We start from the raw sequence: 23,994 nt of genomic DNA, 5'->3' as shown, positions 1-23,994 counted from the left end.
GCTCGTATGGCTAATCTGACACCCGAACTTGAAGCCGAAAGAAAAAGAATCTGCCAGATCGCGAAGGACGCGGGCCTTGATTTCTTTGAGACGATCTTTGAGCTGATCACCTACGATCAGATCAATCAGTTCGCCGCTTACGGTGGATTCCCGGTGCGCTATCCGCACTGGAAGTTCGGGATGGAGTACGAGCACCTTTCCAAGAGCTATGAATACGGCCTTTCCAAAATCTATGAAATGGTGATCAACACCGACCCGTGCTATGCGTACCTGATGGAAGGCAACGCCATGATGGACCAGAAGCTGGTCATGGCTCACGTGTACGGTCACTGTGATTTCTTTAAGAACAATATCTGGTTTTCCAAAACCAACCGCAAGATGATGGATCAGATGGCGAATCACGCCACACGCATCCGCCGCTACATGGACCGTCACGGTCAGGATGTGGTGGAAAACTTTATCGACGTGTGTTTGTCCCTGGAAAATCTGATTGATCGCTACAGTCCGTATGTGGAAAAGTCTGTGGTAAAGCCGCAGAATCCGCCACCAGCGCAGGAACCAAACTATCTGCTACGCGTGGATCGTTCCTATATGCGCGACTATATCAATCCGCCTTCTTTTGTTGAAGAACAGCGCCGCAAGGCCGATGCCGAAGCGCAGGCCAAAGCTCAGCGTTTCCCGGCGGAACCGGAAAAAGACGTTCTTAATTTCTTCATTCACTATGCCCCGTTGACGGACTGGCAGCAGGATGTGCTGTCGATCATCCGTGATGAGGCTTATTACTTCTCGCCTCAGGGTATGACCAAGACCATGAATGAAGGGTGGGCGTCTTACTGGCATTCCAAGCTGATGACGACCAAGATTTTGAATGATTCTGAAATCATCGACTTTGCCGATCACCATGCCGGCACGATGGCAATGGCTCCGAACGGGTACAATCCCTACAAAGTCGGCATCGAACTTATGCGCGATATCGAGGACCGTTGGAACAAAGGGCAGTTCGGTCGCGAATGGGAAGAGTGCGATGACGTGCGCGAGCGCAAGCACTGGGATAAGAAATTGGGCCTGGGCCGCGACAAGATCTTCGAAGTCAGAAAAGTCTGCAATGACGTGACGTTCATTGATCAGTTCCTGACCGAGGACTTCTGTGTGCGCAACAAAATGTTTGTGTACAAGTTCAATAAAAAGACCCAGAAGTTCGAGGTCGACACCAAGGACTTTAAGGCGATCAAAGCCCAATTGTTGTTCCATATGACGAACTTTGGTCAGCCGATCATTCGCATTGAGGACGCCAATTTTGAAAACCGCGGGGAGCTGCTCCTGACGCATCTGCACGAAGGCATCGACATGCAGCCGGATTTCATGAGCGAAACCCTGAAAAACGTATTCAAACTTTGGAAGCGCCCGGTGAATATCGCGACCGTGATGGATGAAACTCCGCAGCTTTTTAGATTCGATGGGAAAGAGTATACTCAGCACAAGTTGGGTGAAGAGCCCAGCCCTAATCCATCCAATCAAGAGAGCTCAGGTTCGTGAAAAATACTCGCTTAGTTTTTAGTACTGATCCCCGTGACAACGTTACATGTCCCAACTGTAAGGAATTAAAATCCGAATGCCGTTGTCGTCCTGAGGACACGGTGCAAGAAGGTCAGTTCACAGTAGTGTTCCGCTTGGAAAAAGGGGGACGGGGCGGAAAAACAGTCACGGTTCTTGATGGATTCCCTCGTAATGAAGAGTACTTAAAGACTTTGGCCAAAGAATTCAAAGCCAAATGTGGCGTCGGTGGAACCCACATCCTGGGCGACAAAGCCGGGATGATCGAGATCCAGGGTGACAAAAGAGACCAATTGAAGAAGATTCTGGAAGCGAAGAAGATCAAATTTAAAGGTATGTAAAACTGGACCCTGTGCAACTTGCACTTTACATTTGTTGGGCTCATGCTTTTAAATATGAATATGTTTACGACTTCCACTCCTTTAAGGGGAACGGACTTGGCTGCAAAAAAAATCGTGATTGTAGATGACTATGAAGAAAGCTGTAAGCTCCTGGCGGAGATTCTCAGCTCCACGTATGAGTGTTCTTACACCTCTGACAGCACTTCTGCGTTCCGCTTGATCAATGAAAAACGCCCGGATCTGATTCTGTTGGATTATAAAATGCCAGGGGTGATGGGTGTGGATGTGTGTCGTATGGTTCGCGAAAGCGATTCCACGAAAAACACGCCGATCATCTTCGTTTCCGGTGCGGCGACGATTGATGAAAGAATCAAGGCGTTTGAAACAGGTGCTGATGACTTTATTTCCAAGCCTTTCCATGTGAAAGAGCTGATTTTGCGAATCAAAGCTCGCCTTTCTGAAAAAGAACCGGAAGCGGCTTCTGAGCTGAATGCGGCGAATTTGAAAATGAACCTTCTTTCCCGTCAGGTATTTGTCGACGGTGAGGAAGTGAATCTGACGCCAAAACAGTTCGATATTCTGAAACTGCTGGTGGCCGGAAAAAACAATCTGGTCACTCGTGAAAAATGTCTTTCAGAAATCTGGGGCGACACGGAAGTAACTTCCCGAAATGTGGATTCACAGATCAACTATCTGAAGCGTAAAATTCATAAATTCAACGGCCGTATTGTTGCGGTTCCTTCGTTGGGCTACCGACTGGAAGCTCAGGAATAGGCAGAAAGAAACTTGCCCGCAGGGTTTTATGGGTCCACAATTAATTTATGGACACAGCAAAACCCTTGCTGATTGGTCTTTCTCCTCGTCTGCTGTATAAAACTCCGGACGGCTTTGAGATCAAAAGCAAATCCATTCAATATCTCGAACAGAATCTGGCGCACTTGATAGCCAAACACGGCGGCTTGGTGTTTATGGTTCCGTCTTTGGAATCTTCCGGCTTGCTTGAAAAAGATGATCTGAATGTTCATCAATATGCAGAAATTCTGGATGGTTTGGTCCTTCAGGGCGGGGTGGACATCTGTCCGACCTTGTATGGTGAAGAACCTATCGAAGTCATGGCCCATCACAAGACCGATCCGATTCGTGATCGTTATGAGTTGAAGCTGCTGAAGGCCTTTGCGACCCGGAACAAGCCTGTTCTGGGAATTTGCCGTGGTTTTCAGTTGATGAATGTCTTTAAGGGCGGAACGTTATTTCAGGATCTGCCAACCCAGCTTCCCAGCAATCTGGCGCACTTTAAATCCGAACTCTATGAAAAGCTCACGCATCGGGTGGAGATCACTCCGGGCGGAATGTTGCAGAAGATGTATACCGAAGGCGGAGAGATTGTTTCCATTCACCATCAGGGTGTAAAAAAGCTGGGGAATGGACTTCAGGTGGAGGCGACTTCCGAGGATGGACTTGTTGAAGCATTCAGCTCCACTCAGGACGGATTTTTTGTCGGGGTTCAGTGGCATCCGGAGTTTCATATCGACGAGGAAGAAAGATTCCTGTCGTCCGAGCCTTTGGTGAAAAAGTTCCTGGAGGCCTGTAAGGGCCCCCTGGTGAAACCTTCAGAAAAAATTCTGGGTCTTTGATTAATTCTAAAACTTAGTCCTTGTTGCGCAGACGGCTCCAGAAGCTGCGCTTCTTCGGAGCGTACTCGCTTTTGCCAGCAGACTTGCTTTCACTTTTGTTAGCATGCTTTGCGTGAGATGGTTTGGCGTGAGACTTGTGAGAAGCCGCACCCTCGGATTTGTGCTCGGACTTCGCATGCGGCTTGCCGCCACCGTGCGCAGGTTTGTTGCCGCCATGAGCAGGTTTGCCACCGGCTTTCTTTCCGCCACCCTGGCCGCCTTGAGGCGCACCACCGCCACCACCTTGACGACGTTGGCCGCCGCCACGGTTTTTAGCCTTATTCTGCAGGCGCTGGCCTTCAAGAATGGCTTTGGCTTTACCCACAGTCATCACCGGAGCATTGGCAATTTCAGTGGAATGGAACGGATGATCTTCAACCACGTTCACTTTGGTGCGTGTGGTTTTCTCAATCGCAAACAGGAAAGATCTTTCTTCCGCGGTACAGAAAGAAATGGAAACACCCGTTGCACCGGCACGTGCAGTTCTTCCGATACGGTGAACGTAAGATTCTGGAATATGCGGAAGCTCCAGGTTGATCACGTGAGTGATGCCGTCGATATCAATACCACGGGCCGCGATGTCCGTCGCAACCAACACACGCACATCACCGTTTTTGAATTCCTCCAGCGCACGCTGACGCTGGTTCTGGGATTTGTCACCATGAATGCCGGCCGCGGTAACGCCCGCTTTGGTCAAACGATCCACCACGCGGTTCGCGCCGTACTTCATCTGAACAAACACCAGCACCTTGGACAAAGCTTCATCCTTCAGAATGTGCAGCAATAGATCCAGCTTTTGAGGCTTGTCTACGAACATCACATGCTGCTCAACTTTTTCAGCTGTGGAAGAAACCGGAGTTACTTCGACTTTCTTCGGATTCACCAGAATACGGTTGGCCAAAGTCTGAATCTCGTGCGGCATGGTTGCAGAGAAGAACAGGTTGTGACGCTTTTGTGGCAGCAGGGGCAGAATTTTTTTAATATCCTGCATGAAGCCCATATCCAGCATGCGGTCCGCTTCATCCAGGACGAAGATTTCCACGCGATCCAGTTTCAAATGCTTTTGTCCGTGCAGATCCATCAGACGACCTGGAGTCGCCACCAGAATGTCCACGCCACCTTGCAGGGCGCGCACTTGCGGGTTTTGTCCCACGCCGCCGAAGATCACAGCGTGCTTCATGTTCAGGTGTTTGCTGTATGCTTCGATGTTTTCGTGAATCTGAATTGCCAGCTCACGCGTCGGAGTCAGAATCAGGCAGCGCGGGGATTTTGGTTCAATCTTGCGCGTGTGTTTGGAAAGGTTTTGCAGAATAGGCAGGGAAAACGCTGCGGTTTTTCCGGTGCCGGTTTGGGCAATGCCCAACAGATCGTGCCCTTCAAGAATAACAGGGATGGCTGCCAACTGAATCGGGGTTGGAGTTTCGTATCCTGCTTCTTTAAGTGAAAATTGAAGAGGGGCAATCAAAGGAAGGTCGGTAAATTTAGTCGTCGTCATGTGACGGAACTTCTACAGGTCAGGGGCGACTCTGTAAACCTCTATCTTCCTTAAGGTTTTTTGGCAGATCTGGCAGCAACCTTTTGGGCGGTTTTGAGTAGTTTTTGCACGGCCCAGAGGATGTCTTTGTTATATCCGAACACTTTAGCGGCGTCTTTGGCTGAAACCCAGTCAACACCTTTGTGATAAGAGGCATCTTCAATTTTGCCCGGCGGGGCCCATTTTTGATCCAGGACGCCGACATAAAACACTGTACGGCAGGCGTGAACTTTGCCGTCCCAGGGAAAATCATAAACACGTTCAAAGGCAGAATCTTCCAGGATGCGGATCTTGTAACCGGTTTCCTCCAGACACTCACGGGCGGCGGTGCTGGCAGGGGTTTCGCCTTTTTCAACGGCTCCACCTGGCAGGAAGAAATAAGGCACTTGTGCGGTCGGATCCACGGCGTGGAATCCCAGAATTTTTCCTTCGTGCAGAACCACGACGCTGGCGCGATCGCGGAAAACTTTTTGCGCTTTTTCAGATTTCTTTTCGTCGCGGCGGCCTTTGAAAAAGCCCTGCAAAAGTTCACTGCAGTCGTCTTCAAGAATACCGGCGCTGACTTCGACCTGATGATTCAGGCGTGGGTCCTTCAGAATATGATAAAGACTTTCCACCGCACCGGCTTTGGCGTCTTTCGCACCATAAACCACACGTGAAATGCGCGACTGCTGAATGGCGCCCGCACACATCACACAAGGCTCTAAAGTCACATACAAAGTACAGTCACTTAAACGCCAGCTGCCGCGCTTTTGCGAAGCTTTATGCAAAGCCAAAAGCTCGGCATGCCCCAGTGGCGACTGCTGACGTTCGCGGGTGTTGATCGCATAAGAGATCATCCCTTCCGGTCCCACAACGATGGCGGCCACAGGCACTTCTTCACGCTCGGCCGCTTTGCGGGCCAGCGCCAGTGCTTTGCGCATCCATTTTTCGTCGTGGGCAGGGGTGTTCACTATTTTGTTTCCTCGGCGATTCTTTCGCGCAGTTTCACTGGTTCAGAAGGTTTCTTGCGACGCATGCGAATGTTCAGCATTTCCACGCCCACAGAGAACGCCATCGCGAAGTAAACATAACCTTTCGGAATGTGAACTTCCAAAGCTTCCACGATCAAAGTGAAGCCGATCATCAGAAGGAAACTTAATGCAAGAATCTTAAGTGACGGGTGAGAATCCACGAAGTTGCTGATGGATTTTGCCGACACGATCATCACCGCAGCAGACAATACAACCGCTGCGATCATCACGGAAATCTCATTCACCATGCCCACGGCGGTGATGACGGAATCCAGAGAGAAAACGATGTCCAGCAAAAGAATCTGGATAATCACTGCGTTGAAGGAATGCGCCACCGGATTGGACTGGGAGCCTTCCACGCCTTCAAGTTTGTGATTGATTTCCATGGTGGCTTTCACAATCAGGAACAGACCCCCCAGAAGCAGGATCAGATCGCGACCGGAAATTTCCTGGCCGAACACTTCAAACAAAGGTGCTGTCAGGCCGATGATCCATGACAAAGAGAACAGCAAAATCACGCGCGTGATCACTGCCAGACTCAAACCTGCGATGCGGGCTTTGTCCTGCTGGTGTGGCGGAAGTTTTCCGGCAAGGATAGAGATAAAGATAACGTTGTCGATGCCCAGAACCAGTTCAAGGGCAAACAAAGTGAAGAACGCGATCCAGATTTGCGGATTCGCAAGCATTTCCATCATAAAGGGGAACTCCTGTTGTTGTTCCCCAACTTAAACTATTTCAAAGGTGTTGGGTATTTCAGATCGCGGTTCAGGAAGTCCTGCATCCAGATTTTTTTCATCCCCAGGCTGTCCCACTTCTTTTTAAGGTCATAGGTCGCAAACGGGGTTTGAATCTGGTATTCAAAGTCCGCATGTTCGGCCATCACATGGAACGTCAAACTTTCGGCAAAGTCTTCCCAGGGGCTGACCGCCGCATAGGTGCTGATAAAGTCTGTGGGCGCCAGCTGGCGATAGAAGTCTTCCATGTCGGCCACACTCAGCTGTTCTTTGCAGCCATAAAAGCAGAGCTTTGACCACAGTGGAAACATTTGGAGGTCCTTGGGTCTCATGGGCGACTGCCAACTAAGAGCGGTCCAGGAATTTGGCGCGGGGATCATTTTTAAAACATCATCCGGGTTGTTGACCGGAGCGCAGGCTTCCCCGGCCGGACAGATAAAGTCATTGGCTTTGTTGGAAAAATCCAGAATGTGTCCGATTTCATGAACGATCACATAGTGCAAAGCCGACAGGGAATTCGGCAGTACAATGCTGGATCGTGGGCCTTCCGGCAGATGCACAAACGGCGGCGGTGTCAGTCCAAAAGCCTTTTGTTCCTTCCACCCGATCACGGAAGTGGCGTCGTAGTTTTGCTCAAGCAAAGCTCTGCGAAGTCCCATGAAAGAACCCTGCGGCTGGCTGTTGGAGTCCCAGGCAAGAACGCCGGCATAGCCCAAAACCTCTGTGTCGTTTTCGATAAAGATCACCTTCATAGTGCAAAAGGTCTGTTGAAGCTTTGCGGGGATCACATCATAGATACGTTCCAACGCCGGAGCCATGGCTTCACTGCCGGGTTGGCAGCGACGGGATTCTTTTGGATCCTGAATCGGATTCACAATGCAGGCGATTTCTTTCAGGCGCGCGCGGCAGTCTGTGGGTGCTGCTTCCTGTGACCAAGAGCTCTTTGCCTTGGAAAAGCGCAGTTCATCGGGCTTAAGGACATAGAACGCTTCCCAGGCATAGGCTTGGTTGGTTCCGACGAACAACAGTGATATCAGATAGATAAGTGCTTTCATAGGGTCCCCTCTGTTGCATTTGTCCCATCCGATTTTGGCCTGTTCAATAAAAAAGCACCGACTTGAGAATAATATACCGCGTCAGGACCCCAGAACTTGCCCCTTTTGTGCTGCTTTGTTATACACTCTTTCTCTCAAATTCATAATCCACACGGGAAGGAAGGTGATTGTCGTGGCAATGGTTAAGATCAAAGACGGTGAGTCTTTTGAATCTGCGTTCAGAAAATTCAAAAAGTCTTGCGAAAAAGCAGGTATTCTTTCTGAGGTTAAAAAACGCGAAAACTTTGAAAAACCTTCTGTAAGACTTAAAAAGAAGTCTATCGCCGCTCGTAAGCGCGCTGTAAAAAAATCCAGAAAAGGTTGGAACGACTAGTTCCCTTTTTGAAAGTTTGTTTTTTCAAGAGGCGACCACTGGTCGCCTCTGTTTTATGACCGAATCCTCTCTTAAGTCCTTTTGGAGGCACTATGGAAATCAGAGACAAAATCTCCGCTGACGTTAAAGCTGCCATGATCGCAAAAGAATCCGCTAAATTGGGAGCTCTTCGCATGCTCCAGGCTGCGATCAAAAACCGTGAAATCGACATGAGACCGGATCCAATCACTGCTGATGAAGTGATGAACGTGATCAAAAAGCTGGTAAAACAGCGCAAGGAATCCATCGAACAATTCCAGACAGCAGGTCGTACAGATCTTGTTGATCAGGAAACCGCGGAACTGAAAGTGCTGGAAGTTTATCTGCCAGCGCAAATGGGCCGTGATCAAATTGAAGCTCTTGTTACCGAAGTAATTGCAGCATTGGGTGCTAAAACCGTGAAGGACATGGGTCCTGTGATGAAAGAAGTCATCGCGAAATCCGGCGGCGCCGCAGACAACAAAGTAGTGAGCGAAGTTATTAAATCCAAGCTTTCCTAATTTGTTGGAGATACATGCGATTTTCACAAGACTTTATCGAGAAGGTGCAAGAGGCCAACAACCTCGTTGACATCATCTCTCAGTACACTCAGTTGAAACCTAGTGGTAGCGGCCTTATGGGCCGCTGTCCGTTTCCTGATCACGCTGAAAAAACGGCGTCTTTCTCCGTTTCTGAAACCAAACAGGTCTATCACTGTTTCGGTTGTCACAAGAGTGGCAACCTGTTTTCGTTTTTGCGCGACTATCAGGGGATGAGTTTTCCTGAGGCGGTGGAATATCTTGCGGGACGTGCCAGCATCCCGATGCCAGCTCCGGACAAGGAGGATGCGCAACGTGATCAGGCCAGCGATAAAAAGAAGTTGTTGTTAAAAGTAAATAAGCTCGCTGCTGATTATTTTTCAGAGCAACTTAGGCGTGCTCCTCACGATCATCCGGTGAAGAAGTATATCGCCAGCCGGGGGCTGTCCCAGGAAGTGATCGAAACTTTCGGCGTGGGTTATGCCCTGCCGGAATGGGACGGGCTGGAGCAATACCTGCTAAGCAAAAATGTGCCGATGGCGCTGGCCGAAGAAGCCCGCCTGGTGAAGGCTCGCAACAACAAGTCCGGGCACTTTGATATCTTCCGTGACCGCTTGATGTTCCCGATTCTTTCCGCGATGGGTGAGCCCATCGCTTTCGGGGGCCGTTACCTAGAGAAAAAAGAAACTGAACCCAAGTACCTGAACTCTCCAGAGACCCCGGTCTTTGTGAAGGGGAAGGTGTTGTACGGATTGTCACAGACAGCCCGTTACATCCGCAGCGACGATCTGGCCCTTATAGTAGAGGGGTATATGGATCTGGTGTCCCTGTATCAAGCCGGCATTCGCAATGTCGTGGCGACGATGGGAACCGCGCTGACGCCGGACCACGGGAAAATGCTGAAGCGCATGACCAAAAACGTGGTGGCCCTGTTTGACGGGGACAATGCCGGGATGGAAGCGGCCGAGCGCAGTTTGCCGATCCTGCTGGCGGCGGATCTTTATCCCAAGGGACTGACGCTGCCGAATGGAATGGATCCGGATGATTATGTGAAGAAATACGGATCTGAGGCCCTGAAAGTCGAACTGGAGCGTGCTCCAGACCTGTTTGTGATGATTTTGGCCCGTTGGATGGACGGTTATCGCGGTGACGCCTCTGAAAAGGTGAAGCTGGCGGATAAGCTGAAACCTTTGTTTGAGTCCATCCCGGATCTGCGTTTAAGAGACCTGTACTTGGCAGAGGCGGCCCAGAAAATGAACGTAGGGCTTCCTTGGCTGCGTCAGGCTGTGGGAATACAAGGCAGCGGCCCTGTAAATTCACATAATCGCCCTGCGATGACTAGGACGGTGCAGCCAAACCCGAATATGGGCTCGGCTAACCAGAAACCCCCGCAAGAGGTGTCCTCTAGTGTAGAGGGCGGCAAAATCAGTCTGCAGGGTGCCTCTAAAGCAGAGCTGATGCTGTTGGGATTGGTACTCAAAAGTCGTGCCAATTTTGATCAGTTTGTGAATGAAAATCTGCTCGAGAGTGTGGCCCACGAAGGAGTGAAAAAGATCCTCGAAAAAGCCACGGATGTGTATAGACAAGATCTCAGTAAATTTGATAAATTGACCAGTCTGCTTGTCTCTTACGTCGATCAGCCTGAATATTTATTCCAAGTGAGCCCAGCGAATGAGGGCGATCCAGGGTACGACGAAGAGGCAGAAATGAAACTCCTGCGCGATTGCTTTAAGCGCGTAAAAGAAAATTTCCTGCGCGATCAAGCAAAGCGCTTAGCACGTGATCTTAAAAACGAACCTAGTTCGGATAAGTTGGAACAGATTATGAATATTCAGAGAAACCGAATCTCTCTGAATAAAGGGTAAAAGGCGGGTATTTGATGAAACCGAACCTACCAAACAAACAAGAGAAAGAGCCTGTGAAGGTTCTTTCTTTGCAGGAACAGGAAACTCTGATTAAAGAAGAAATCCAGAGATTCCTGAAGCTTGCAAAGGAGAAGGGTGCGCTGACCATTGAGGAAATCAATGAGCTCCTTCCTCCTGAAATTGTTGCTCCATCTGTATTGGACTCGTTCATGCAGGGCCTTGAGGCCGGTGGTGTAGTAATTTCAGACTTGTCTGAAAGTTCGAAAGAGGAAGAGGGCGAAGGCTCCTTCCTGGAAAACGTCGATTCTGAAGACGAAGAAATTGATGACGAAGAAAAAGCGGAAAGTGAAGACGTTAAGGGCAACGACCCTGTACGCCTTTACCTGCGCAAAATGGGAAGCGTTTCCCTGCTGACCCGTGAAGGGGAAGTGGAAATTGCCCGTCGTATTGAAAAAGGGGAGCGCGAGATCGTTCGTGCGATCCTTTTGTCCCCTCTGGGTACCTACGAGATCATCCAGCTTGGTAAGCGCCTTGATGAAGGCCGTATCAAAGTTAAATCGATCTTCCGTGGCCTTGAGGACGAGGACACTCAGTACGATGAAAAGGAATACATCGATAAGATCCATGAGCTTATCGGTCGTGTGACTGAGTACCAGAAAGCGGCGGAAAAGCTGTTTATGACTCTTCGTAAAGAAGAGACAAACACTCCGGCTCGTCAGGCTGCCATGAAAGAGCTTGTTGTCATGAATGACAAGTTGATGGCGAACTTCGAGTCCGTGAATTTCAACCGTAAGACTATCAACCGCGTTGTGATCAAGTTCAAAAACCTGGTGAACCGTATCGGAACTCTTCGTCGTCGTATCAAAGACGGTGTGGAGCGTACATTCTCCAAAGACGTTGCAGCTATGGCTGAACGTATGAAACTGATCGATGCGAACGAAAAAGAACTGACCCGTATGACCCGCGATACTGGTTTGAACTATCAAAAGTTCAAATCCTACGTATTGCAGGCTCAGGAAGCGGAAAAGCGTATCAGCCGTTTGGATTCAGAAACTGAAATGAATCACAACTGGGTGAAAGAAACCTACACTGCCATCTGGAAAGGTGAGCGTGAAGCTGATGCCGCGAAATCCGAGTTGGTTGAAGCCAATCTTCGTCTGGTTGTATCCATCGCGAAGAAGTACACCAACCGCGGTCTGCAATTCCTGGATCTGATCCAGGAAGGTAACATCGGTTTGATGAAAGCCGTTGATAAGTTCGAATACCGTCGTGGTTACAAATTCTCGACTTATGCGACTTGGTGGATCCGTCAGGCGATCACTCGTGCTATTGCCGATCAGGCGCGCACGATCCGTATCCCTGTACACATGATCGAAACCATCAACAAACTTGTTCGTACATCCCGTTACCTGATCCAGGAACTTGGCCGTGAGCCGACCCCGGAAGAGATCGCGGATAAAATGGACATGCCAGTTGATAAGGTTCGTAAAGTTCTGAAAATTGCGAAAGAACCTATCTCTTTGGAAACTCCAGTGGGTGAAGAGGAAGATTCACACCTGGGCGACTTTATCGAGGACAAAAAGGTTATCAATCCTGCAGAAGCGATTGTGAACCTGAACCTTGCTGAACAAACCCGCCGTGTGCTGTCGACTTTGACTCCAAGAGAAGAAAAAGTCCTGCGTATGCGTTTCGGTATCGGGGAAGAGTCAGATCATACTTTGGAAGAAGTGGGTCAGGACTTCAACGTAACCCGTGAGCGTATCCGTCAGATCGAGGCGAAGGCTCTAAGAAAGCTTCGTCATCCTTCTCGCAGCAACAAACTAAAAGCGTTTGTTGATTCCTAGTGGCCAGCGGCCGCAGTGCCGTTAGGCTGAAGCAGCTCAAATTTCAAAGGCTCCCTTCGGGGAGCCTTTTTTCGTTTAAGGCCTAATGCGATGTGCGTTTGCCAAAGGCGGGGGAGGTTTGATAGGCTTTCCCCATTCCAGATCGTGGGGGGCTAGCTTAGTTGGTTAAAGCACGGTGCTCATAACACTGGGATCGGGGGTTCAAGTCCCTCGCCCCCTACCATTCCTCTGTTTCTTCTTATCTGCCGTTGAGACATTCATTTAACTAGAAATTTGCTGGCTTTGTCGGGACGCGAAAGCCGAGGCATCGAGCCTCGTCTTTCTAAGCGTTCGACATTTGCGGCCTTCGCCGCAAGAGCCTCACGCATGCTCCACACTAAAAAGTGCCACTGGCACTTTTTAGCGCGGGCACAACCTCGCCCCCCTGCCATTTTTGTGAAGCAAAAATCCTTTAGTCTCCAATTTCCAATATCTCTGTCGGGACGTCAGTGCTAAAAATATAAATGGGGGTACTCATGAAATTCCTATCTATGGTTTGTGTGTTGATTCTTGGATGTTCGGCGCAGGCGCTGACGGCAAAGGTTGTGAACTCGACAGATGTTCGCTTCATGGCAGATTTGATTTTGACCCGTGCGAGTGGCGGAGCCCCTCTTAGCATTGTGGATGATAAGGTTTTGGCGCCGGGTGAGGCTTTTGAAAAAAACTATGGTGTGCTGGACGCGAATGAACTTGTCCTAAGATACGAAGTCATTTCCACTGACAATAAACCGATCTGTTTGGGCAAGGTGGATTTGAACTCGAAGAGCAGTTTTAAACTTGTCGTCGACGGTCACCCTGGCATGGCTCCTGCGGACTGCAAAGTTACACAATAAACTGCGCTCCTCAGTAGTTAGTGGGAGCCTTTGGCTTCTTTTGTCGGGGAGGCTTTGGTTGCGCTGGCTTCTGTTGGTTTGGCTAGGTGCTTCTCTGCTTTCTTGCAGGCGGCGTAGTCTTTCAAGATTGTTTGCAGAGAGACTGCCGGTGATTTTTTGATGCCGGATTGGATACCCGGGAAGAGGGCGCCCAGTTTTTTCTCTACTTCGGGCATGAAGTCGTCGGCGCTTTTTCTGTTGTAGCTGATCTTGCTGGAAAGGTCGGCGCATTCTTCGATCTTTTTCAGATCGAATCCGTAAGATCCTGAATCCACTTTTTCAATCAGCTCGTGGCAGATTTCGGTGGTTTGCACATCACAGGCGGTCGATTTATTTTCGATTTGGAATTTGCATTCGGCCATTCCAAGCACGTCACCTTTTTTATCAAGCTTCGTGTATTGCAGGTACACGCCGGATTCATTTCTGTAAACCGTCGACACGTATTCGTTTTTCAAGGACACGATCTTTTTGAATTCAGACTGGGTCTTCTTTTCGTAAATCTCGTTGCCCGAGGATTTCACGACGGACTTGTATCCTTGAGCGACCATTTCGTCGTGGGTAAGGCCGAAGCCAAAGTCTTTCACCTGATTTGAGTCAGCAAAAGAAAGTTGAGAAACGAAAATAGTGGCGATGCAGACTGAAGTTGTTCTTAGCATGACAAACTAATCGGCACATTCCCGGGGTGAATTGATACTCGACATTGATCCGGCAGGGTAGCGGCAGATCGTAGGGAATCTGCCGCTACTTTGCTTCTATCGGTATTGGTTCAAGTTGGGCTTAGCAACCCGGCATGCAGCCTTGGATGTGTTCACCCCAAGAGCAGCAAGCGGCAGCTCGGGTTTCAGCTCCTTCGGTGTATTCGCCACAGTTCTGATTCTGGTTCTGGCCTGGGGTCAGGCTTTGAATGTATTGATTGTTGTACGTTTTTTTCGGTCTTCTGCCGCCATAGCATTCGGCCACGCACTCGTTGTGGTTGGTGTAGGCGTCGTCGATGCAGGCCTGATAACACCAGTAAGCCACGTTCTCTTTTGGTGGAAGGTAGCCTGCCAAAGCCGTTGCGCTGAATAGAACCATAAGGGCCGTGTGGGTAAGTACTTTGATCATTGATAACTCCTTGTTGGAATTAGAAATGTCAAAATTAGATACTTTTATCAAATATGTTTAAATTGGTATCCATTAGTGATACTAAACCCATGAATATGGATCAAATTAGCCAACACACCGATGCCAAAAAGCTGCTTAAAAGCCTTCAAGAGGTTTTAAAGTCCAAGAAGATCACCTATGCGGATCTCGCACTTCAGATGGAAGTGTCAGAGGTCACCGTCAAAAGGCTTTTCTCAACCCAGAACTGCAACCTGCAAACGGTCTTTAAGATTTGTGACCTTGTGGGGATTTCGTTCTTTGATCTGGCGGCGCTCGCGAATCAGGACAAAGAAGTCGACTATGTTCTGTCGGAAGATCAGGAAAAGTTTTTTGCGGCGAATCCGGCCATGTTTGGAATTTTCAGAGCACTTCATCGCGGGGTCAGTCCCGACAAGCTGGCCGAAGTCTGGAAGCTTTCAAGCCAGAAGATGTTCAAAGTCCTTCGTAAGATCGAACAATTTGGATTGTTGGAAGTTCTTCCTGAAAATCAGGTTCGCATTAAGGCTGTTGGCAATATTCGCTTTCAACACAAAGGCCCTTTGGCTCGTGCAATTTTGCGCCCGCAGATTATGCAGTTTTTAGATCACGTCGATGTGGTTCTGAAGAACAAAGATGTGTGCATGCATTCGGCTGAAGTGGAATTATCCAAATCAAGCATCACCGAGCTGGTGGAAGAGATTCACGCCCTGGGGGCGAAGTATCGCGCCCGGGCTTTGCGCGACAAGAATCTTTTGTCAGCAGAACAGCTTCAGTCGGTGCGCTGGCTGTATGCGTTTGCACCGTTTGAAACCAACTGGCAGCAGTACGAACTTAAAGATTAGAAAAAGGTTACAGCTCTATCGTGACACGGTTTCAATAGGCTGCGGGTTCCAGATGACTTGTCCTTCGGAATTCAGGTCGTAGCCATAGCGGAACTTGAACGTGCCAGTTTGAATAAGGCGAGCTGGTGTGCACGGGCCCAGTGGCAAGTCGATCTCGTGACCCATGGTCAGGGTCACAACTTGGTCGTTGGTTGTCAGACACGAAGAGGGGCTTCCGTCTTTGTAAGGAATCAGGACATGGGAGTTTCTGTTGGTGGATTTGCCTGTGCCATGCAGATAAGTACAGCCTGTATCTGTGGTTCCAGGCTTGAGGATATCAACACCCGAGGTGGTCAGAGCCCATCCCAAATCCTTGATCTTAAGATCTCGCGTTTGTTTTTGAATTTGTCTTTTTGTAGACTTCGGTTTCCAGCGCGTGCCTTCGCAAGTCCACTGTGTCCACTCTGTAAAGGTCAGTCCCTGCAGCCTATAGGTGCCACCGGGAATTTCACCAGCCAGAGAAAAAAGGGGCAACGAAACAATCAGTGCGACAATAAGCTTCATAAGAAATCCTCGCCGTTAAGTTCTTATGATCAGCTTAGTTGGAGTTGAATTGATGTCCAGATTAAAGCAACGCACAATGTGCATCTTCTTGGCCAGGGTCCTCGAAGAAGATCGAATAACCACAAATTCAAGGAAACTACAGGCGGAGTTTACAAGCTGACGCCGGGCTCTTTTTCTTTTTCGGTTTCAGCAGTCCACTCCAGCAATGACAGTTCAGATGTTTTTGTCCAATCAACTTGTTTGCGGTTGATGATACGGATATTTACTTCGTCACCGTTCACAGTCCACAACAGGGTGTCGCCTTTGGCGATGCCCAAAGCCTGACGAACGCGCGCCGGGATTGTGGTTTGGTTTTTACGGGACGCTTTTGAAGTTGCACCTGATTTGCTCATTGATGTTCTCCGTCCCCTCATTTTAGGGGGCGGGGCTGGTGGTTGTCGTCAATAGTCTTGTTCCAAGCTTGCAAAACAATCCGTTGGTCCGTTTCAAAGACGCCGGTTTGACCCCGAAAACGTGATTTTGAAAATAAAAAGGTCTTTATTTTGGTGTGCAACCTTATGGAACTGCGGGGGAATTCCGCTCTAAAAAAGAATTAATTCTGTTTTAATCGGGGCTTAAGAACCTCTTGGTATTCTTGTTTTCAAGAACTCAGTAACCAAATGGAGGTTCACAATGAGATTCGCAGTTATCGCAATGTCTATGATCTTGTCCGGTTCATTTGCTTTCGCTGAAGGTATGCCTGCCGCATCCTCTACCAACGAACATCAAGCCATCCAAAAAACTGTCGCCAAGGCAGAAAAGAAAGGCAAAAAGCACGGCAAGGAAAAAGACAAGAAAGCTGAAGAGCAGGCAGAAGGAGCTGTAACCAAGTAAGCCCTCCCGTTGTTGTTCAAGGGGACCCTTCTGGGTCCTCTTGTTTTAGAACTGTTTTGATTCCAGTCTTAGCAAAGCTTCTTTGCGTTCCAAGCCCCCCGAGTATCCGCCCAGGCCCCCGCCTGCGGCAATCACTCGATGGCAGGGCACAATAATGCAAATCGGATTCTTTCCATTGGCGGTTCCCACAGCGCGAACCGCTTTTTCTTTCTTAATTCGGCGGGCGATGTCGGTGTAAGACGCGGTTTTGCCATAAGGAATTTTTTTAAGCTGCCGCCAGACCGACTCTTGAAACTCTGTCCCGACAACATCCAGTGGGACATCGAAATCCTGGCGCTGGCCTTTAAAATATTCCGTAAGTTCGGTTTCGGTTTGCTTAAGAATCTTAACGGCACCGTTTTTCCCGGCAAGGGCAGAGGCCAGCGGAATCCCCGCGGTCTTTTCCCAATACAGGGACTGCAGGCCCTTTTCAGAGGCAACCATGTATAGATCCCCTAACGGGGAATTCATTTTCCACTGAAGCTGATTCATTTTTTTCTCCCGGTTTTCTTCAAGACTTGGGAATACTCCCGCCACAACAAGGCGGCGACATAGCCGCGCCACGGGCTGAAACTTTCAAACTTGGTCTTAGGGTATTCAGCAATCGCACGAGCAATAATCAAATCGGTGGCGGGGAAGGCATCGGTGTGACGAAGTGCCTTCAATGCCATGTAACTGGCTGTCCACGGGCCAATCCCGGGAATGCCAAGGGTCTTTTCCACGAAACTATCCACATCCTGGGCCGGTTCCAGCGAAAGGTGGCCGTTGATCAGTGCCTTGGAAAGGGCCACCAGAGTCCCTTTGCGTCGGGTGGTGGTTTTTAAACTTTTCAGATCAGCTTTAATCACCTGCGCAGGAGTTGGGAACAGGCGCACCGATTTTCCATCGCGCAGAAGCCCTGAGTCGCTGCCTGCAAGCTCGATCAAATCATTCACCAGTGCGCGACCCCGTTCAACACTCACGACCTGACCCAGAATGGCGGCGACAACCACTTCAAACGGATCCCAGGATGAAGGCAGACGGATGCCCGGATGTTTTTTAAGCAAGGCCTTCATGTCTTTGTCGGTTTCAAGCGCGTTTGCGATAATCACCGGATCTGAATCCAGATCCAGCAGACTGCGCACGCGGGATATGATGGTGTGCAAGGCTGTTGTGTCGGGGAAGTCGATCTCTAGCTTTATGCACGATTCATCAGGCAGATCGCTCAAAGTGATCTGTCCCACTTTGCCGTTCACTTCAATAATTCTGTGCATGAGCCCTTCTTCAAACCACTCCAACTGTCCCACCGCGTGGGAACGGTAAAAGTGCAGCAGTCCGTTGAAATCAAAAGGGGGGCGGTAAGAAAGCCGGATGGTTAAAGTCGATTTGTCCTTCACAGGCTTTCGGCGGATCTCGGAGGGACTTTTCTTAAAACGTTCTTTGAAGGCATCATTGAATCTGCGAATGGAGTTAAAGCCGGCCGCAAAGGCGACTTCGGTGACAGGCAACGCTGTCTCGGTGATCAGTTGTCGGGCCAAATTCAAACGGTTCTCAAAGGACAACTGTTTCGGCGTCTTTCCGACTTCTTCGATGAAAAGTCTGCGCAGGTGACGAGCGCTCACGCCAAACAATTCCGCAAATTGATCTTCGTTGAATTCCAGGGTTTCAATTTTATCGATCATCTTGATCGCACGGCGGACTAAGGCTGATTTCCCAATCCAGGCCGGTGACTGTGGGGCACTTTCTGGTCGGCAACGCAAGCAAGGACGATAGCCGGCCTGTTCCGCCGCCAGATGATTGGAAAAGAATTCGACATTTTCACGTTTGGGTTTGGCAGGACAAATCGGACGACAATAGATGCCCGTGGTTTTGACTCCGACAAAAAACTTGCCGTCAAAACGGGGATCCCGGGCCAACATGGCATTATAAAATACATCGTCCTTTTTCATGAAGCCAGTATAGCGCGGTTTTCAGACTGACTATAGCCATTTTCGGACATGTTCGGTTGAGGTGCTTCTAAAACGAAAAGGGCTCTGGGTCGTGGCCCCAGAGCCCTTTCAAGTCGAGTTTTGGCAATCAATAAGTCAGGTTCAAGTCATCAACTAAAAGTTGTATGAAAGCACGGCATTCGCAAAGTTATAGTGGTCTGCGGTTTTGTCGCTGAGCCAGTTATAGATCGTCAGGTACTCGAAACCCACACCCCAATTTGGATTGATGGTGTAGGTCGCTCCAATATTCAAAGTCGGCCCAAACAGGGTTTCGTCGTCTCCGGATGTTTGGATCTGATCCATGTTGGTCAACGCCACCCCTGGAGAGATGTAAAGATCCAGATCATTCTGGTCATACAGGTGAGACGCCACAAAGGCGCCCAGGGTGGTGCTTTCGGGTTTGTTCGCATCCGAGTTTTTCGTGGAGTGCATGAGCATGGCGCCCAACCCGAAAGTGCCAGTACGGCGCTCGTACTCAACGCCAAAGTTTACCGCGGCTTGAGTGGAGCCCAACATGAGCTTTACGTTATTTGTTCCATTTTTTATATCTTCAGCAGTCTGGGCCTGCGCCAGAGTGGAAATACCTGTGGCGATCAATAGACCGGTGAATAGAATCATCAGATGTTTCATGGTGCTTCTCCTTGTTGTGATTTCTGATTTTGAGTTTACGGGAGAGGAGTCGGGGCCCCTCTGAAAGAATGCAGGAAACAGAGGGACCCCTAGGATGCGTCATGGAGGTGACACAAGCCGTTTGTTAAGAAACTTTGTGGAAACGAGTCGGTGGATGCTCGTATTTTTTAAGCAGCGAAGTCAGTTTTTCTTTTACTTCCACTTCATGCAGTTCGCATTTCTGCTGAACCAAACCATAGATGGCTTTGATGCTTCCGCGTGTGCTTTCGATTTCTTCAGCGGTCAGTTCATTCCAAGCTGCACGCAGCTCAGCTTTCAAACTCTTCCAATTTTCTTTTGAGATTTGTTTGTTCATCATTCTTCAACCCCTTGGTATCTGTAGAATGACTAATGCAGGATCGGCTCCAACCGTGAGCACAGCTTAATTTCGTTCTGAGCGAAATGGCGGTAAATTTCGGGGCAAAAGTCCCCTTTTGTGAGGAGAAATTCCGACCTATTTATAGCTCGTCTTTGAAATCATGTCCTATTTTGCAACAGAATCGGACTCGAAGTTCAATATTTCCGCTGGACTGACACTTGGCCATTTTTGCTGCGCACGCGTTCAAGTTCGGTCAGCAGAACGGCCATGCGGTCGTAGGTGTCCACCGAATGCCCGCTCCAGGTGCTGCGTGTTTGGGGTGTGGGCTCTGGGGTGGGGTGTCCGCCACGCAAATGCAGTTGGAATTTTTTGCCTTTGGCGCTGAGGGAATATTCAATGTCGCAGTTTAAAAGTTTGGTCATGCGACGGGCGCGCAGGTAAGCGTGCGCCGCACGTTTAAAGTGACGTTCAAATTTGTCGGCAATGTCTTCGGCGGTCAGTTCAATTTCGATTTCTTCGCCGGTATCGTCATCGCAGTCCGCAGCTTCGGCCTCGATTTCGGCTTCATCGAGTTCTTCTTCGTCCGGAGCATTTTTCACAAAGATCAAACCTTGCGCAAAAATAGACCTTAAGGACTTAAACACATCCGGGCTTTTTCCCAGACGCTCGCAGAAAAGAGCAAAACCGGATTTCAGAAGTTCTGCATCCAAAGGTTCAAAGAACATTTCGGGATTAAATGTCTGGTCTTCCGATTTCAGGGATTCATTCAGCTTCAGAATCGAATCAAAGACCAAAGCATTCGAGAAAGGCCCGATGCTGTGTTCGTCATCTTGTTCCGGACTCATTGATGTAAAGTCACGGCTAAAGAACACCAAGCCGCGTTCTCCGGCTTTCAAGCTGATGTTATAGCGAGGATTGTATTTTTTGATTTCGTCGGTTTCAAGCAAAGCGGATTCCAGCGGCGTCCGGCATTCTGTCACGATCAGGTCATAGGCTTGGGTCAGCATCTCAAGCTTGAAAGAGTCACGGCCCTTTTGCCCTCGGAAATAACTATTCACCCGATCATGCAGGGACGTGGCTTTGCCGACGTATAGGATTTCACCCCATTGCGAGACATAGCGATAAACACCCGGCACCTTGGGCAAATTCAGGCGTTTTTCCTTGGCCATTGGATACTCATACTTGGTGCGCTTCTTGGGGATCTCGGTGGTTAGCCAGGTCTGCATATCCACGAAGGTCAATATTCCTTTGCCTTCCAGTTCTTTCACCAAGTGCTGCCAGATTATTCTCGTGGCTTCAACGTGGCTTGCACCGCGCTTGAATTCACCCGAAGCATGGCCGAAATATCCGGCCAGCCCCTTAATCCCCCGCGCCGGCAGGTTGGGGAAAAGTCTTTTGGCAATTTCATGAGTGCAAATGATTGGAAACTCAGGGCGCTGCAAAGATTCAAAAGCGGCCTTCAGAAAAGGTTTTTCAAACTGGGCAAAGTGAATGACTGCCGTACGATCTTGAATATCCACATACAGACGCTCAAAGATTTCAGGCAGCGGCGTCGCACTTTCAAGTTCTTCAGCGGCAATTCCTGTCAGGGACAAAATGCGACGGGGCACCGGGCGGTCTTCGGTTTGTGCCGAAAGCAAGCTGTGAACTTCGTCTTTGTCGGACAATGACCAAGCCACTTCCAGAATATCAGCAGCGCCGGGTTTGGCGCCTGTGGTTTGTAGGTCTAAAAAGAAAACAGGAAGATCTTTTAAGAGCATGGCACTTCGCTGTTTTTCCAGAAGGTTTCAATATCAGCCAGAATTTTTTGTGATACCAGTTCGCGCGGACTTTCCTTGAACCAGCCCTGCGGCATGGCTTCAGCATAAACCGGATTCAGGAAGCGGCTGTCCATCAGGATGATCACACCCTTGTCGGTTTCAGATCGGATCACCCGGCCTGCCGATTGAATGGCTTTGGCCATGGCCGGATACACATAGGTGTAGTTAAAACCGTTTTCTTTGCCATAGCGGCCGTCAAAGTAAGTGCGAATCTGTTCGCGCTCAAAATCAAAGCTTGGTAACGCCGGTCCAATGACAAAGGCCCCGATCAGCATGTCGCCCGGGAAATCAACGCCCTCAGAGAATACACCGCCTTGAACACCCAAAAGTAAAATCGGCTCGTTAGCGGCTTTCAGTTCTTCCAGATAAATCTGGACATCCAGTTGTTTCATGTCGCGCTCTTGGCGAAGCACACGCAGATGTGGCACTTGAAGCTGTTTTTCCACTTGCGCCAGAAACTCAAAACTTGGGAACAGGGCAATGTAATTGCCTGCCTTCACGCGGGTGACCCGGGAAATAACTTCGGCCACTTTGCCCGAGCTGACCACGCGGTCGCTGAGCTTGGTGGAAATCTGCGGGATGATCATCAACTGACGGTTCTCGGGTTTAAAAGGCGACTGGAATTCCAAAGTCTTGGATTTTTCCAGATCAAACCCCAAAAGCTCCTGATAGTAGGTGAAAGGCTTCAGGGTGGCAGAAAATGCCACGACATTCTTGAACTGCTTATAGGCAATTTTCAGTTGCTCCGAGGCATCACAGCAGGTGACCTTCAGCATTTCCGTGAAGCGGCTGTTTTGATAAGTCGTGAAAAACTCCGGACCGCTGTATTCAAGGGCCGCGATAAAGTCACTCCACAGATTCATCAGGCGCAGCATCGGATCTCGGGTGATGATCTCGGTTTCGCTTTCAAGGTATTCCGTGGTCAGGGCGCGAATCGAGCGCTCATGATCCAGGAAAGGTTCAATATCAATGTCGACCTTACGGGAACCGCCGTCTTCGCCGTATTCCTGAATAAGGGATTTGGCTTTGCGGATCAGGGACCCGGCTTGCAAGGAAAATGTTGGTGGCAGTTTGGTGAAGTCGCCTTCCAGAATGTCCAGCTCCTGCACACTCAAAGATGGAGAAAAATAATCCTGCGCCCGGCTGGGCAGATTGTGAGCTTCATCGATCACCAGATTCGGCTTTTCGCCGGCTTCCAGTAACGGTTCCGAAAGACGACCCAGCAGGCTGCGCGGGGCGAAGGCATAGTTGTAATCACCAATGACAACATCAGCGCGCTCGATGGCTTCGACGGAAAGTTCAAACGGGCAGACTTCGAATTCTTTACCCATTTCGACAAGTTTTTCCTGAGTCAGCGTGCGCTTTTTGGAAAGTTTGTTCACCAGATCATGCTCGGCAAGTTTGGTGTAGTATTCGCGCGCAAATTCACAATAACCAGGATTGCACAGGGTTTCAGCCTTAAGGCACATTTTACTTTTTGCTGTCAGGGTCAAAGAACGGATCTTGCTGCCTTGTTCCTGCAGCTTTTCCACCGCTTCTTCAGCGACAATATGCTGCGAGTTCTTCGGAGTCACATAAACGGTCTTTTGCCCGCGGGACAAAGAGTCTTTCAAATTGGGATAAAGCACGCCCACGGTTTTTCCAAGACCCGTCGGGGCCTGCACCAGCAAGGGGTGTTCATCGGCCACCTGGGCTTCAATACCTTCAATCAGCTCGCGCTGACCGGGACGCGGGGTCGCAAACGGGAAAGACATTTCTTCCGCCATTTTCTGACGGGCTTTGAAAAGCTTTTCTTTCACCTTGGTTTCTTCAACCAGTTCATCCAGACGCAAAGCCAGCCACAGTTCGTAGTGGGCGATGTCCAGTTCCACACGCAGATCCATGGACTTAAAATTGCGTGAAGAAACCAGATGCAGATTCAAAAATGGAATGCGCCCGGTTTCCTTGTAGTGGAAGTATCCATAGGTGCGCAGCTGCCAGATGTAAGGATGATTGTCATCAGCACGAAGTTTGCGCCAAAGTTCTTCGACATCAAACGCAGTTTTGATTTCTTCGATCTGCACTGGGTTTTCAGTGATGCCGTCGGCACGTCCGGAAATATGGAATTCATAAGGCCCGGCTTCAAAGACCCAGCTCATTTTCTTTTCCGGAGTATAATCATCGAATTCGCGCTGACGGCGGCGCTGGATGGCCATATGGATTTCCTGCCCGCTCATTGGAGGCGCGCCATAGCCGGAATGCAGCTCGATGCTTCCGCGTCGAGGGCAGGGCAGGGCAAATTGTCGGACATCCAGGGATACTTTTCTCACCCTCATAAATAATCATAATCGGGGCGTAATAGCGACC

At 49.5% G+C, this 23,994-nt stretch carries 25 protein-coding genes and 1 tRNA gene; 12 read left to right on the top strand and 14 right to left on the bottom strand.

Features of this window, described 5'->3' with window-relative positions:
• The first annotated feature begins 6 nt into the window (after positions 1–6).
• From ACNQKP_RS03030 to ACNQKP_RS03015, 4 genes are all read left to right on the top strand, one after another.
• Positions 7–1,536 carry a SpoVR family protein gene (locus tag ACNQKP_RS03030; protein WP_417862766.1) on the top strand — a complete coding sequence of 510 codons (1,530 nt, stop codon included), beginning with the start codon at positions 7–9 and terminating at the stop codon, positions 1,534–1,536.
• Between the two features lie 101 nt (positions 1,537–1,637).
• On the top strand, positions 1,638–1,895 hold the full coding sequence (locus ACNQKP_RS03025) for a translation initiation factor (RefSeq protein ID WP_200859546.1): 258 nt from the start codon (positions 1,638–1,640) through the stop codon (positions 1,893–1,895).
• Positions 1,896–1,991: 96 nt separating this feature from the next.
• On the top strand, positions 1,992–2,669 hold the full coding sequence (locus ACNQKP_RS03020) for a response regulator transcription factor (RefSeq protein WP_232468861.1): 678 nt from the start codon (positions 1,992–1,994) through the stop codon (positions 2,667–2,669).
• 47 nt (positions 2,670–2,716) lie between these two features.
• The gene (locus tag ACNQKP_RS03015) at positions 2,717–3,529 is read left to right on the top strand and encodes a gamma-glutamyl-gamma-aminobutyrate hydrolase family protein (protein WP_417862764.1); all 813 of its coding nucleotides are present in this window, start codon (positions 2,717–2,719) and stop codon (positions 3,527–3,529) included.
• Positions 3,530–3,542: 13 nt separating this feature from the next.
• Here ACNQKP_RS03015 and ACNQKP_RS03010 read toward each other — a convergent pair whose 3' ends face one another.
• From ACNQKP_RS03010 to ACNQKP_RS02995, 4 genes are read right to left on the bottom strand one after another with little or no spacing between them, the layout of a single operon-like run.
• On the bottom strand, positions 3,543–5,063 hold the full coding sequence (locus ACNQKP_RS03010; protein WP_417862763.1) for a DEAD/DEAH box helicase: 1,521 nt from the start codon (positions 5,061–5,063) through the stop codon (positions 3,543–3,545).
• Between the two features lie 50 nt (positions 5,064–5,113).
• A complete protein-coding gene (tadA, locus tag ACNQKP_RS03005) occupies positions 5,114–6,055 on the bottom strand; it encodes a tRNA adenosine(34) deaminase TadA (RefSeq protein ID WP_417862762.1) in 942 nt (313 codons plus the stop codon).
• On the bottom strand, positions 6,055–6,807 hold the full coding sequence (locus ACNQKP_RS03000) for a TerC family protein (protein WP_417864084.1): 753 nt from the start codon (positions 6,805–6,807) through the stop codon (positions 6,055–6,057). The genes tadA and ACNQKP_RS03000 overlap by 1 nt, the downstream gene beginning before the upstream one ends.
• A 38-nt stretch (positions 6,808–6,845) precedes the next feature.
• Positions 6,846–7,904: a hypothetical protein gene (locus ACNQKP_RS02995; RefSeq protein WP_417862761.1), complete on the bottom strand. Its 1,059-nt coding sequence runs from the start codon at positions 7,902–7,904 to the stop codon at positions 6,846–6,848.
• Between the two features lie 178 nt (positions 7,905–8,082).
• Between ACNQKP_RS02995 and rpsU the strand changes: the two genes are divergently transcribed.
• The 6 genes from rpsU to ACNQKP_RS02965 all read left to right on the top strand — a co-directional run bounded on the left by rpsU (position 8,083) and on the right by ACNQKP_RS02965 (position 13,415).
• The gene (gene rpsU / locus ACNQKP_RS02990) at positions 8,083–8,277 is read left to right on the top strand and encodes a 30S ribosomal protein S21 (protein ID WP_038452062.1); all 195 of its coding nucleotides are present in this window, start codon (positions 8,083–8,085) and stop codon (positions 8,275–8,277) included.
• Between the two features lie 92 nt (positions 8,278–8,369).
• Positions 8,370–8,816, top strand: a complete 447-nt coding sequence (locus ACNQKP_RS02985) for a GatB/YqeY domain-containing protein (protein ID WP_011162840.1) — start codon at positions 8,370–8,372, stop codon at positions 8,814–8,816.
• Positions 8,817–8,830: 14 nt separating this feature from the next.
• Complete coding sequence (gene dnaG / locus ACNQKP_RS02980; protein ID WP_417862760.1) at positions 8,831–10,699, top strand: DNA primase; 1,869 nt, start codon at positions 8,831–8,833, stop codon at positions 10,697–10,699.
• Between the two features lie 14 nt (positions 10,700–10,713).
• Complete coding sequence (rpoD, locus tag ACNQKP_RS02975) at positions 10,714–12,543, top strand: RNA polymerase sigma factor RpoD (protein WP_417862758.1); 1,830 nt, start codon at positions 10,714–10,716, stop codon at positions 12,541–12,543.
• 146 nt (positions 12,544–12,689) lie between these two features.
• Positions 12,690–12,766, top strand: a tRNA-Met gene (locus tag ACNQKP_RS02970).
• Positions 12,767–13,058: 292 nt separating this feature from the next.
• Positions 13,059–13,415: a hypothetical protein gene (locus tag ACNQKP_RS02965; protein WP_417862757.1), complete on the top strand. Its 357-nt coding sequence runs from the start codon at positions 13,059–13,061 to the stop codon at positions 13,413–13,415.
• Positions 13,416–13,432: 17 nt separating this feature from the next.
• On the opposite strand, the gene ACNQKP_RS02960 is transcribed toward ACNQKP_RS02965, so the two are convergent.
• Both ACNQKP_RS02960 and ACNQKP_RS02955 read right to left on the bottom strand, forming a co-directional pair.
• Complete coding sequence (locus tag ACNQKP_RS02960) at positions 13,433–14,110, bottom strand: hypothetical protein (protein ID WP_417862756.1); 678 nt, start codon at positions 14,108–14,110, stop codon at positions 13,433–13,435.
• Between the two features lie 121 nt (positions 14,111–14,231).
• The gene (locus ACNQKP_RS02955; RefSeq protein ID WP_417862755.1) at positions 14,232–14,558 is read right to left on the bottom strand and encodes a hypothetical protein; all 327 of its coding nucleotides are present in this window, start codon (positions 14,556–14,558) and stop codon (positions 14,232–14,234) included.
• 89 nt (positions 14,559–14,647) lie between these two features.
• On the opposite strand from ACNQKP_RS02955, the gene ACNQKP_RS02950 reads away from it, so the two are divergent.
• Complete coding sequence (locus tag ACNQKP_RS02950; protein ID WP_417862754.1) at positions 14,648–15,418, top strand: helix-turn-helix domain-containing protein; 771 nt, start codon at positions 14,648–14,650, stop codon at positions 15,416–15,418.
• A 15-nt stretch (positions 15,419–15,433) separates the two neighbouring features.
• On the opposite strand, the gene ACNQKP_RS02945 is transcribed toward ACNQKP_RS02950, so the two are convergent.
• Both ACNQKP_RS02945 and ACNQKP_RS02940 read right to left on the bottom strand, forming a co-directional pair.
• The gene (locus tag ACNQKP_RS02945; RefSeq protein ID WP_417862753.1) at positions 15,434–15,961 is read right to left on the bottom strand and encodes a hypothetical protein; all 528 of its coding nucleotides are present in this window, start codon (positions 15,959–15,961) and stop codon (positions 15,434–15,436) included.
• 149 nt (positions 15,962–16,110) lie between these two features.
• Positions 16,111–16,353, bottom strand: a complete 243-nt coding sequence (locus tag ACNQKP_RS02940) for an AbrB/MazE/SpoVT family DNA-binding domain-containing protein (RefSeq protein ID WP_417862751.1) — start codon at positions 16,351–16,353, stop codon at positions 16,111–16,113.
• Positions 16,354–16,633: 280 nt separating this feature from the next.
• On the opposite strand from ACNQKP_RS02940, the gene ACNQKP_RS02935 reads away from it, so the two are divergent.
• Complete coding sequence (locus ACNQKP_RS02935; RefSeq protein ID WP_417862749.1) at positions 16,634–16,834, top strand: hypothetical protein; 201 nt, start codon at positions 16,634–16,636, stop codon at positions 16,832–16,834.
• Between the two features lie 45 nt (positions 16,835–16,879).
• Here ACNQKP_RS02935 and ACNQKP_RS02930 read toward each other — a convergent pair whose 3' ends face one another.
• From ACNQKP_RS02930 to ACNQKP_RS02905, 6 genes are all read right to left on the bottom strand, one after another.
• The gene (locus ACNQKP_RS02930) at positions 16,880–17,365 is read right to left on the bottom strand and encodes a methylated-DNA--[protein]-cysteine S-methyltransferase (protein ID WP_417862747.1); all 486 of its coding nucleotides are present in this window, start codon (positions 17,363–17,365) and stop codon (positions 16,880–16,882) included.
• A complete protein-coding gene (locus ACNQKP_RS02925) occupies positions 17,362–18,801 on the bottom strand; it encodes an AlkA N-terminal domain-containing protein (RefSeq protein ID WP_417862744.1) in 1,440 nt (479 codons plus the stop codon). Before ACNQKP_RS02925 ends, ACNQKP_RS02930 begins: the two co-directional genes overlap by 4 nt.
• Positions 18,802–18,954: 153 nt before the next feature.
• Positions 18,955–19,470 carry an outer membrane protein gene (locus tag ACNQKP_RS02920; RefSeq protein ID WP_417862742.1) on the bottom strand — a complete coding sequence of 172 codons (516 nt, stop codon included), beginning with the start codon at positions 19,468–19,470 and terminating at the stop codon, positions 18,955–18,957.
• 124 nt (positions 19,471–19,594) lie between these two features.
• Complete coding sequence (locus ACNQKP_RS02915) at positions 19,595–19,828, bottom strand: CsbD family protein (protein ID WP_088566556.1); 234 nt, start codon at positions 19,826–19,828, stop codon at positions 19,595–19,597.
• A gap of 194 nt (positions 19,829–20,022) precedes the next feature.
• Positions 20,023–21,588: an exonuclease domain-containing protein gene (locus tag ACNQKP_RS02910; protein ID WP_417862740.1), complete on the bottom strand. Its 1,566-nt coding sequence runs from the start codon at positions 21,586–21,588 to the stop codon at positions 20,023–20,025.
• The gene (locus ACNQKP_RS02905) at positions 21,579–23,963 is read right to left on the bottom strand and encodes an ATP-dependent DNA helicase (RefSeq protein ID WP_417862738.1); all 2,385 of its coding nucleotides are present in this window, start codon (positions 23,961–23,963) and stop codon (positions 21,579–21,581) included. Before ACNQKP_RS02905 ends, ACNQKP_RS02910 begins: the two co-directional genes overlap by 10 nt.
• Between the last annotated feature and the right edge of the window lie 31 nt (positions 23,964–23,994).

Source organism: Bdellovibrio bacteriovorus, assembly GCF_048286975.1.
GTDB classification, from domain to species: domain Bacteria; phylum Bdellovibrionota; class Bdellovibrionia; order Bdellovibrionales; family Bdellovibrionaceae; genus Bdellovibrio; species Bdellovibrio bacteriovorus_H.
Note: the sequence above shows the minus strand (reverse complement) of the source record. Positions and strands in the feature narration are given on the sequence as shown.

Excerpts from the sequence above, each read along its gene's own strand:
- rpoD (WP_417862758.1), top strand. The coding sequence starts at position 10,714 with ATGAAACCGAACCTACCAAACAAACAAGAGAAAGAGCCTGTGAAGGTT.
- dnaG (WP_417862760.1), top strand. The coding sequence starts at position 8,831 with ATGCGATTTTCACAAGACTTTATCGAGAAGGTGCAAGAGGCCAACAAC.
- ACNQKP_RS03010 (WP_417862763.1), bottom strand. The coding sequence starts at position 5,063 with ATGACGACGACTAAATTTACCGACCTTCCTTTGATTGCCCCTCTTCAA.
- ACNQKP_RS02910 (WP_417862740.1), bottom strand. The coding sequence starts at position 21,588 with ATGCTCTTAAAAGATCTTCCTGTTTTCTTTTTAGACCTACAAACCACA.
- ACNQKP_RS03030 (WP_417862766.1), top strand. The coding sequence starts at position 7 with ATGGCTAATCTGACACCCGAACTTGAAGCCGAAAGAAAAAGAATCTGC.
- ACNQKP_RS02940 (WP_417862751.1), bottom strand. The coding sequence starts at position 16,353 with ATGAGCAAATCAGGTGCAACTTCAAAAGCGTCCCGTAAAAACCAAACC.
- ACNQKP_RS02905 (WP_417862738.1), bottom strand. The coding sequence starts at position 23,963 with ATGAGGGTGAGAAAAGTATCCCTGGATGTCCGACAATTTGCCCTGCCC.
- ACNQKP_RS02955 (WP_417862755.1), bottom strand. The coding sequence starts at position 14,558 with ATGATCAAAGTACTTACCCACACGGCCCTTATGGTTCTATTCAGCGCA.
- ACNQKP_RS03015 (WP_417862764.1), top strand. The coding sequence starts at position 2,717 with ATGGACACAGCAAAACCCTTGCTGATTGGTCTTTCTCCTCGTCTGCTG.
- rpsU (WP_038452062.1), top strand. The coding sequence starts at position 8,083 with ATGGTTAAGATCAAAGACGGTGAGTCTTTTGAATCTGCGTTCAGAAAA.
- ACNQKP_RS02925 (WP_417862744.1), bottom strand. The coding sequence starts at position 18,801 with ATGAAAAAGGACGATGTATTTTATAATGCCATGTTGGCCCGGGATCCC.
- ACNQKP_RS02965 (WP_417862757.1), top strand. The coding sequence starts at position 13,059 with ATGAAATTCCTATCTATGGTTTGTGTGTTGATTCTTGGATGTTCGGCG.
- ACNQKP_RS02960 (WP_417862756.1), bottom strand. The coding sequence starts at position 14,110 with ATGCTAAGAACAACTTCAGTCTGCATCGCCACTATTTTCGTTTCTCAA.
- ACNQKP_RS03000 (WP_417864084.1), bottom strand. The coding sequence starts at position 6,807 with ATGGAAATGCTTGCGAATCCGCAAATCTGGATCGCGTTCTTCACTTTG.
- ACNQKP_RS02920 (WP_417862742.1), bottom strand. The coding sequence starts at position 19,470 with ATGAAACATCTGATGATTCTATTCACCGGTCTATTGATCGCCACAGGT.
- ACNQKP_RS02930 (WP_417862747.1), bottom strand. The coding sequence starts at position 17,365 with ATGAATCAGCTTCAGTGGAAAATGAATTCCCCGTTAGGGGATCTATAC.
- ACNQKP_RS02935 (WP_417862749.1), top strand. The coding sequence starts at position 16,634 with ATGAGATTCGCAGTTATCGCAATGTCTATGATCTTGTCCGGTTCATTT.
- ACNQKP_RS02945 (WP_417862753.1), bottom strand. The coding sequence starts at position 15,961 with ATGAAGCTTATTGTCGCACTGATTGTTTCGTTGCCCCTTTTTTCTCTG.
- ACNQKP_RS02985 (WP_011162840.1), top strand. The coding sequence starts at position 8,370 with ATGGAAATCAGAGACAAAATCTCCGCTGACGTTAAAGCTGCCATGATC.
- ACNQKP_RS02915 (WP_088566556.1), bottom strand. The coding sequence starts at position 19,828 with ATGATGAACAAACAAATCTCAAAAGAAAATTGGAAGAGTTTGAAAGCT.
- ACNQKP_RS02950 (WP_417862754.1), top strand. The coding sequence starts at position 14,648 with ATGAATATGGATCAAATTAGCCAACACACCGATGCCAAAAAGCTGCTT.
- ACNQKP_RS02995 (WP_417862761.1), bottom strand. The coding sequence starts at position 7,904 with ATGAAAGCACTTATCTATCTGATATCACTGTTGTTCGTCGGAACCAAC.